An 8,648-nucleotide genomic window follows, 5' to 3' on the forward strand; every position below is an offset into this window, starting at 1 on the left:
ATCCTTGTACTTCGTTTCAGTTACGTATTACTTGGAAAATCTTTTTCAAATACAAACAACATAAAAATTTTGTGCGCTAATAGCTTTATTAATTTATTACACACAAATTTAATTAAAATAATTTTTTATAACCTTTTCTTTTATAAATTTCATCATGGAGACTTACTTAGTGTTTTTCAAACTTTTTAACAAAAACAAAATTATTATCTGCTTTATTTTGCCATTATCTTTAATTTTATTATTTTTTAATTAGTCTAGAATTATCATATTTTTTTTTTGGATAGAAAAAAATCAATTAAAAAACGCTTCTTTAATAAATATATACGAACTATTTGCAAAATTAAAGCCAACGAAATTAAAAAATTCATTATACTTATAAAAGCCAATACAGCATTTGGAACAAGAACATTATTTAATCCAAGCAGAGAAAGTTTTGATAATCAAAAATATTATTGTAAAATGGCAGCCTCCAATTATGATTATTTAGTATATGCTTTTTATTCATATAAAAAATGTTTTAGTAGAAGTCAAAGAAAATATCCAATTTAATTTTTTAGAATTATATTTCAAATTTATAAGTTGATCTTGTTTCTTTTTATTTTTGGATTTTATATTTTAATTCACCTTAAACAAATGTTATCAAACAAAATAAATAAATTTAATACAAACATTGATTCTTCAAAGACAAAATAACTTTTGCAGATGTAGCAGGTCTTGAAGAAAAAAAAAGAAATCCAAGAATTAATAGATTTCTTAAAACATCCTCAAAAATATCATAAAATTGGCTTTGCAATTCTAAAAAAAAAAAGGAGTATTATTAGAAGGACCTCCAGGAACAGGAAAAACGTTACTTGCAAAAGCATTAGCCTAATGAGGTCAAAATTCCTTTTTATGCTGTTTCTGGTTCTGAATTTGTCAGAGTTTATGTAGGCGTTGGAGCTTCTAGAATAAGAGATGATTTATTTCAAAAGCCAAAAGAACTACTCCTTGCATTATTTTTATTGATGAAATAGATGCTTTTTTGAGGTAAAAGAAAAACAACTCCATCATAGAATCACGAGAACACGACCAATCCCACCTAAACCAACTTTTATTAGAAATGGATGGTTTTTTAAACTTTCACAAATCATCATTATTGCTGCTACTAATAGAATAGATATGCTAGATCCTGCTTTGATTCGTCAGGTAGATTTGACCGTAAAAAATCAAAATTAATTTACCTAATCTAAAAGCTAGAGAAGCTATTCTATTTTTTTAAAATTCATGCTAAAAATAAAAATATTTCTTTTTTGGATGTTGATTTTTACAAATTAGCTTTAATTACTGAAGGTTCATCAGGTGCCCAACTTGCAGCCATTCTCAATGAGGCTTTAATTTTGGCTATCCAGAAATAACAAAGACCAAATCGATAAACATTTTTTAGAACAAGCAATTAAACGCATATTAAATTAATATTGCCAAATCCCTAAAATATAAAAAAGTTAACTTAAAATAAGTTAACTTTTTTATTTTATAAAATGATATTATTTTGTAACATCATTAGCAGCAAAAGAAGAAAAACTTTGGTTGGTAAAATTGCACTAGAAGCAAAAATTTGATTTTTAGTATCTTGAATTTCTTCTACACCATCTCCAATAATGTGTTTTTTCACTTAAAAATAGCAAAAAGCGATATTCAACAAAACCTAATATTATTTTTGTTTAATTACTGTGGCAGGTTTTTATTGATAGTTCTTGCAATTGTTCTTGAGAAAAAAAAAAAATACTCCAAGGCAAAGTAGATACTTATCCTTTTATTTGTTTTATTTGAGCTTCATCAATTTGATTCTTTAACAATTCAATAAAATTACAAGCATCTCCTTCGATAACTGTTAAACCTGGAAATTTATTTCTCAAAACATTACATAATTCTTTATCATATTCCAAAGCAATAACATTTTGGGCTCCAAACTTTTGTACTAAATATTTAGTAACATTACCACTGCCTGCTCCTAGTTCCAAAATTTTTTCACCTGTTTTTAAACCTGTGTCTTGTTTTCCTTCAAATTCAAGCACTAAATTGCTTAATTGTTTAGCAATATCTTGTGATTCAGGAAAAAGAGAAGAACCCATTTGTTGAGGGTAAAACACCAATTCTTTGGCATGATTCCAATCACTTGTTTCCCTAGGAATAACACAAATCAAAATGCTCTAGCACTAAAAGTGCACCTTTATAAAAAAGGATGAATTTTTTATTTTTGCACTCCGATTAAACCCATTGCCAAAAGCAAAAAAGAGACAAAAAGTTTAAAACCAGCTACTGTTAAATTGTTTTTGGTAATAAGGATTAATAAAATGCGATTTCAAATCCACTTTAAAACCAAAAATAATAGCAGATAACAAAAAATAGCAAAAAGGATGAACAAAAAACTATCCATACTTTTTTTCCAACCCAAAAAGTAGTGGTCGTTTCCACACATAAACAATAAATCAAGGGGCAAAAACATATTGCAAATAACAAGGAATTAGCTGCATTTGCCAATTTTCAGAAATAAATGCTGTTTGTGGTCTTCAATAAAATCACAAAAACCAAACTTATAATTAAAATATTTACCAAAGCAACAAAACTTAATATTTGATAAAATTTAGTAGTTCTATATTTAGTTAAAGCAATTATTGCAACTACCAAAATTAAAAAAAATACTTTGTCTTGTATAATGAAAAATATTTTTAAAATAAGCAAATGAGTCTAGATGCGTTTGCAAACAACTATCAAAAGCCCCCAAATTAAAAATTATTGAAGAAAAATCACTAACAATAACGAGCTTAAATTTTTTTTTTAATTTTAATAAAATAAGTGAAAAAAATGAAGAATTAAAAAATTTGTAAAAAGATTTTCACTTTTGATACCTTCACTTTTGTTTTTTGTATGATTATAATTATTTGTTTTTGACTCAAAAAAGAAAAAATTAAATTAATAAAAAATCGAGAATAAATTAATAAAAATGTTAAATTAAAATTATTTTGTTATTTTAAAACAACAATTAAATTATATCATTTTTTAAAACAATCCTTTTTATAATTATCAACAATTAAAAAATAATATTTTTAGCTTTTGCAAAACAAAAATAAGTCAAAAAAATAACAAAAAAATGCAAAAAAATAATGAAAAGCCATAAAAAAATGTTAAAATTAAGTTTGATCGGTTTTTTAATTTTATACACATGTTAGATATCAATTATATATCACAAATCAAAATTAATTCAAAACGCATTTTAATAAAATAATTATTATTTGTATCACAAAAGACAAATCAAAGCCAAATTAATATAAAAAATATCACCCCAAATTTTAATTAAAGGAGTTTTTATAATGACATCTTTTAAATTAGACAAATGTGGCTCAAATTTTTTGCAAGCAAAAACCATCACATCGCAAAATCATCTTCTTTGATACCACGAAACAAGCTAACTTATTATGGTTAATGCAGGCATTACCTTTAAAATATTTGATGGCACACAAACACCTCCTTTTAGACGCATTACTAACGTGCAAAAATGATCTGTGGACCAATGACATCAAAAACGTAGGAAAACCTCGCGCCATCATATACTTTTTTGAAATGTTAGGCAATTTTTCTATCGGAAATTATTTTAAAAGGAAATATCACTGTTTTTTTGGAGTTATAGTAACTTTAAACCTAAATGGTTTGCTTTTCCCTTAGAAAAACTCTACATTACTTATTTTTTCAAGACCGAAGATAATTATCAATATTGGCTTGACTTAGGAGTGAAAAAAACCACCTTATTCCTTTAAAGAGCAATTTTTGGCAAATAGGTCCTGGTCCTTCTGGTCCTTGCACCGAGATTTTTTTGACAGAGGAAAACTTTTGACCCTCGCAACAAAGAACTAATTATCCAAGACTTAGAAACCGACCGCTTTATTTGAAATTTGGAATATTGTTTTTTTCTCAGTATAATTACAGTGACCCTAAATTACCTATCGAAAAATATCAAGAACTACCAAGCAAAAACATTGATACTGGGGCTGGTTTAGAACGTTTAGCCTGTATTTTGCAAAATACCAAAACTAATTTTGGAAACAGACCTTTTCTTTCCTTTAATAAAAGCTTTTGGAAAAAAATGACACAAAATAAAATACACAGGACAAGAAAGTTTTAAAATTATTGCAGATCACTTAAAAACTTTTGGTTTTTGCAATCAATGACGGAGCAGTCCTCACTAACGAAAAAAGGGGCTATGTCTTAAAAAATTATTACGAAGAGCTGCTAACGAAGGCAAAAACTAGGTTTAGACAAACCTTTTTTACATCAATTAGTGCCTCCAACAGTTGCAATGATGAAAGATTTTTACAAAGAACTATGCACCAACCAAGAAATGATTAAGCAAAGTGCTATTTCAACAAGAAAATATTTTTGAACAAAATCTCAAAACTGCCGAAAAAACTTTTTTACAACATCTCACCCAAAACACTTTATCAGGACAAAACTTTTTCAAATTATACGACACTTACGGCATTCCTGAAGATTTAATTTTGATTATGCTAAAAAAGAAAACATTACAACAGACTACCAAAATTCCAAGAATTACCTCCACGAACACCAAAATTTAAAAGTAAACAAAATCAAACATCGCAAACACACATGAATAAACAAGAAGAAGCATTTCTTCCAATTCTTAACTCCCAGCGAATTTTATAGGTTATCTAAAATTTACTTGCAAAACCAAAGTAATCAAAGTTTTTGACAAAGGAATAGTGCTTGAAAAAACACCTTTTTATGTATAACTAATATCGGGAGGACAAATAGAAGATGAAGGTTGGATTGACAACACCAAAGTTACCAAAATAACTAAACTACCAAACGGACAAATTTTGCACGAAATTAAAGGCAACTTTTGCGAAGGTCAAGAAGATTTATGCTGCATTAGAAAAGACTAAACGCAATCAAATTTCTTATCATCACAGCAACACATCTTTAGAAGCAGTTTTGCAAAACATTAGCAGCCACCTCAAAAAACAAGGTTCATCAGTGGGATTTAGTCTTACGTTATGATTTTAATCATTTTGAAAAATTACTCCCCAAACAATATTACAAATAGAAAAAGAAGTAACCAACTAATTCAAAAAGTGTTCCAGTCAAAATTGAACAACTTTCAATCCCAGACGCCCAAAAAATACGCCACTCTTCTAGAACAAAATCAAAAAGCCAAATACAAAAGACAAAGTAAGAATCGTAAGTATTGATACTTTTTCAGTGGATTTATGCGGAGGAACACATGCCACAAATACTAAAGATTTAGAACATTTGATTATTTTGTCATGCGAAAGCATTAGTTTGGTACTACCGCCGTATTGGAGGCAGTTTGTAATAACAATTGGCCAAGAAAGTCTCAACGCCGAGACTAGTTCCTTACCAAAACGACTTGCACCAACTAACCCAAAAAGCAAAATCCTTACAAACGCAAAACCTTAATTTTGATGTTAAAAATTTTCCTCCAATAACCCAAAGTTATGAAGATATTCTCAATTATCAAAAACATATCAAAGCACAACAACAAGACTCTAGTCTCTTTTGAAAAAAAGTTTTGAGAATATCATCAAAAAATATGGTACAAGCAGAATCTAATTTTTTACCACCACAAATTACCAAAAAAAAATGATGTTAACTATTGAAGAAGCAAAAACTCTTGTGAAGTTCTAAAATTTTTTATGAATCATATTTTTGATAAATACCATTTAGAAGTTTTATTTTTATCTTATGTGCAACCTGAAAAAATTGCTTTTTATGCAAAAAGCAAAACTTCTACATGCAGGTAATTTGATTAAAGAAGCTGTATCCTCTTGGTTTGTGGTTCTGGGTGGTGGCAAATGCTAGTTTAGCTCAAGGGGGCACCAAAAAAACTAAAAATTTAGAACAAGTGCTTAATTTTGTAAAAACCAAATTAGAAATAAATTAAACTGTTTAAAAAAATTATAATAAAAAACCTCAAGGAAAAAAATCCTAAAATTATTAAAAATAATCAAAATTCCTAAAAAATTCCTAAAAATTGTTAAAAGGTGTTCGAAATGACAAAAAACAACAAAATAAAAAAGAAAAAATAATCAAAGCGGAAGAAAAAATTAAAATTAAACCCTTTTAAAACCCCAACCCACTATTTTTCTAAATTTTTTAAACAATTATTAATAAAAATACTTGTCTAAAAACACAAAAAAATTGATAAAATGAAGTTTAACAAAACCAAGAAAAAAGGAATAATTTTTTATCATTCAAACCATTTTTTGACAAATGAGAATGTTTTATTATGTTAAACTGCCAAAATAATGCATCTTTGGGGTTGGATTTGAGATTGAAAAACTTGGAATCGCTTTATCACAAACAGGAATTATTGCTCCAAAACCTCAAAACTATTTTTTTGCCACCCACAAATACGATCGATTTTGGTTTGCACCTTTACAAGAAATCATTTCTCAATATCAAATTAAAACAATTGTTTTGGGATACCCCAAACACATGAACAATACGACATAGGAATTAAAGCTAAAAATAAGTAGTGATTTTAAAAAACGCTAGAAAAACAAGTTTGAGAACAAAATAAAAAGTAATTTTATGCGGGATGAACGTTTATCTACCGTATGCCGTAATCCACAATAAAAGCAAAAACCAATAACAAAAAAGAAGCAAAATTTACAAATGAAAGACGAAATTGCAGCAACCATCATTTTACAAAAAATTATCTCGATTATATCAAATTACACCCAAACAAAGAGCATTGAAATGTTTGGATTTTTAACAAAGAAAAAAACTTACAAAAATTAAAAAAATACGCCCAAGAAAACAAAATCCCCATTATCCAAGACCAAGGATTAGCTTTGTTACTTGGATATAATTTCACAAAACAAATCACAAATATTTTAGAAATCGGAACTGCCATTGGATATAGCGCTTTGGCCTATGAGCTCTCTTTAGCACTAAAATTGATACTTTAGAAAGAGATTTTATAAATTATAATTTAGCTAAAAAACTTTTTAAAAGAAACTTCCTATCCACATAAATGTCAGTTTGGGCAGAGGCGTTAATTTATCCTACTTGCAATTTAAAAAAATATGATTTAATTTTAGTTGATGCTGCCAAAGCCCAATATCAAAGTTATTTTGCAAAATATGCTCCCTTTACTCAAAACAAGGCATTATCGTTTTTGATAACCTTAATTTAAGTTGTTTTTAAAAAGCCAAAACGACTAAAAATAATCAAGGAATTTTCAAAAAAATGCATAATTTTCATAAACTTTTTTAACAAATCACCCAGATTTTTGCACCACTTTTCAAGATGTAGGTGATGGGTTGATTATTAAAAAAATAATTTAGTGAATTTTGAAAACCATCAAAAAATGGTAAAAAAGAAGGTCTTTTATTTATGAATAATAAATCTATGAACTTACCCAATCAGAATAGAAAAATTAAAAGAATTAACTTTTTAAAAGAAGTTAAAAGAAAAGAAAATTTAGAAGCCTTAAAAAGAAGCGCGCGAACAAGGAGATTTATCCGAAAACGCTGATTATGATGCTGCTAGAAACGAACAAGCTTTAATAGAATATCGCATCTCAGAAATCAAAAAATATTTTTAAAAATGTCCGCGTAGTTAAAGTTTCCAAAGAAAGACAGAAGTAAGTATTGGCAAAAGACTTCGGAGCTTTTACACACCAAAAACAACAACAAGAAATTGAATTAGTGTTAACACCTTGGAAGCAAGATCCTTTTATCAACAAAATTCTGATTGAATCTCCTTTTTGTGACAAAATATCAAAGGGCACCAAATAGAGATGTTGTTTTTTGTTACCGGCGAAACCGGGAAACACTTTTAGAGTCAAAATTAAAGATGTCCAATAAAAATGACTTGCCCACAACAAACTATTTTCATCCCTCAACACTATTTTTCCTTGTGTCTTGCAAATTCCTTTGAGTTGTTCTCCCAAAAACAAGGCATTAAAGCGTTAATTTTTGATCTAGACAATACTTTAATTAGATACAGCTAAAGATATTTTAGATGAACAAATTAAAAACCTTTTTTAACTAAATTATCTCTTGTTTTCAAAGTCGTTATTCTTTCTAATGCCTCTAAAAAAGCACCTCCACAAAGTTTTAAAAATGATTTTACTTTTATATATTTAAATTTATTAAACAAAAAACCATCCCTACAGCTTTTCAAAAAACATTTTCAACTGTAAATTGGAACCCACACAAATGTTGATGATAGGAGACCAACTTCAAACAGATATCGAAAGGAGCTAATCAAGCAGGTTTTTGTTCTTTATTGGTAAAACCCCTAAATCGCTTTCAAGAAAGCGCGTTTACAAATTCAATCGTTTTTATCGTGAAAAAAAGTTTTTAACCAATCTCAAAAAACAAGATTATCACCTTTGGAAAGAAAGAAATTTCCAAGACTTTGAAGAAAAATGAAAATAATATGTTTTTTACACAAAATTCGTCAAGCTGTCGAAACTAAATTAAAAAACCTCCTTTGCGGTTGAACACACTATAAGAGTTTATCGCACTGCTACCAAAATGGCAAAGACATTTCAACAACCTTTGTTGCCTATTCAAATTGCAGCTTTATTTCATGATTACACCAAAAACGACACCAGCAATGCA

The 8,648-nt window shown here is 28.0% G+C and carries 13 protein-coding genes and 1 pseudogene; 11 read left to right on the top strand and 3 right to left on the bottom strand.

Annotated features, from left to right (window positions below):
* The first annotated feature begins 276 nt into the window (after positions 1 to 276).
* The 4 genes from ACEW7V_RS01830 (at position 277) to ACEW7V_RS01845 (ending at position 1,394) form a co-directional block, all read left to right on the top strand.
* Positions 277 to 549, top strand: coding sequence for a hypothetical protein (locus ACEW7V_RS01830; protein ID WP_374695268.1), 273 nt, complete (start codon positions 277 to 279; stop codon positions 547 to 549).
* Between the two features lie 412 nt (positions 550 to 961).
* Positions 962 to 1,030 carry an AAA family ATPase gene (locus ACEW7V_RS01835; RefSeq protein ID WP_374695754.1) on the top strand — a complete coding sequence of 23 codons (69 nt, stop codon included), beginning with the start codon at positions 962 to 964 and terminating at the stop codon, positions 1,028 to 1,030.
* Between the two features lie 104 nt (positions 1,031 to 1,134).
* The gene (locus tag ACEW7V_RS01840) at positions 1,135 to 1,215 is read left to right on the top strand and encodes a hypothetical protein (protein ID WP_374695755.1); all 81 of its coding nucleotides are present in this window, start codon (positions 1,135 to 1,137) and stop codon (positions 1,213 to 1,215) included.
* A gap of 74 nt (positions 1,216 to 1,289) precedes the next feature.
* Complete coding sequence (locus tag ACEW7V_RS01845; protein WP_374695269.1) at positions 1,290 to 1,394, top strand: hypothetical protein; 105 nt, start codon at positions 1,290 to 1,292, stop codon at positions 1,392 to 1,394.
* A 116-nt stretch (positions 1,395 to 1,510) separates the two neighbouring features.
* On the opposite strand, the gene ACEW7V_RS01850 is transcribed toward ACEW7V_RS01845, so the two are convergent.
* Together ACEW7V_RS01850 and ACEW7V_RS01855 are read right to left on the bottom strand one after the other, a co-directional pair.
* Entirely contained in the window at positions 1,511 to 1,651 is a 141-nt protein-coding gene (locus ACEW7V_RS01850) for a hypothetical protein (protein ID WP_374695270.1), read from the bottom strand.
* Positions 1,652 to 1,784: 133 nt separating this feature from the next.
* Positions 1,785 to 2,183 (bottom strand): rRNA adenine N-6-methyltransferase family protein, encoded by a 399-nt coding sequence (locus ACEW7V_RS01855; RefSeq protein ID WP_374695271.1) that lies wholly within the window; start codon positions 2,181 to 2,183, stop codon positions 1,785 to 1,787.
* Positions 2,184 to 3,375: 1,192 nt separating this feature from the next.
* Between ACEW7V_RS01855 and ACEW7V_RS01860 the strand changes: the two genes are divergently transcribed.
* The 6 genes and pseudogenes from ACEW7V_RS01860 to ACEW7V_RS01885 form a co-directional block, all read left to right on the top strand.
* The gene (locus ACEW7V_RS01860) at positions 3,376 to 3,702 is read left to right on the top strand and encodes an alanine--tRNA ligase-related protein (protein ID WP_374695272.1); all 327 of its coding nucleotides are present in this window, start codon (positions 3,376 to 3,378) and stop codon (positions 3,700 to 3,702) included.
* Between the two features lie 235 nt (positions 3,703 to 3,937).
* The gene (locus ACEW7V_RS01865; protein WP_374695273.1) at positions 3,938 to 4,159 is read left to right on the top strand and encodes a hypothetical protein; all 222 of its coding nucleotides are present in this window, start codon (positions 3,938 to 3,940) and stop codon (positions 4,157 to 4,159) included.
* A gap of 229 nt (positions 4,160 to 4,388) precedes the next feature.
* Positions 4,389 to 4,610, top strand: a complete 222-nt coding sequence (locus ACEW7V_RS01870; protein ID WP_374695274.1) for an alanine--tRNA ligase-related protein — start codon at positions 4,389 to 4,391, stop codon at positions 4,608 to 4,610.
* A gap of 643 nt (positions 4,611 to 5,253) precedes the next feature.
* Entirely contained in the window at positions 5,254 to 5,472 is a 219-nt protein-coding gene (locus ACEW7V_RS01875; RefSeq protein WP_374695275.1) for an alanine-tRNA synthetase second additional domain-containing protein, read from the top strand.
* 912 nt (positions 5,473 to 6,384) lie between these two features.
* Positions 6,385 to 6,528 carry a hypothetical protein gene (locus tag ACEW7V_RS01880; RefSeq protein ID WP_374695756.1) on the top strand — a complete coding sequence of 48 codons (144 nt, stop codon included), beginning with the start codon at positions 6,385 to 6,387 and terminating at the stop codon, positions 6,526 to 6,528.
* 945 nt (positions 6,529 to 7,473) lie between these two features.
* Positions 7,474 to 7,615: pseudogene (locus ACEW7V_RS01885) on the top strand (transcription elongation factor GreA); the annotation flags it as partial.
* On the opposite strand, the gene ACEW7V_RS01890 reads toward ACEW7V_RS01885, so the two are convergent.
* Positions 7,601 to 7,972 carry a hypothetical protein gene (locus ACEW7V_RS01890; protein WP_374695276.1) on the bottom strand — a complete coding sequence of 124 codons (372 nt, stop codon included), beginning with the start codon at positions 7,970 to 7,972 and terminating at the stop codon, positions 7,601 to 7,603. The pseudogene ACEW7V_RS01885 and the gene ACEW7V_RS01890 sit on opposite strands and share 15 nt — an antisense overlap.
* Before the next feature lie 253 nt (positions 7,973 to 8,225).
* On the opposite strand from ACEW7V_RS01890, the gene ACEW7V_RS01895 reads away from it, so the two are divergent.
* A complete protein-coding gene (locus ACEW7V_RS01895) occupies positions 8,226 to 8,288 on the top strand; it encodes a hypothetical protein (protein WP_374695757.1) in 63 nt (20 codons plus the stop codon).
* The last annotated feature ends 360 nt before the right edge of the window (positions 8,289 to 8,648 follow it).

The organism is Areca yellow leaf disease phytoplasma (genome assembly GCF_041920595.1).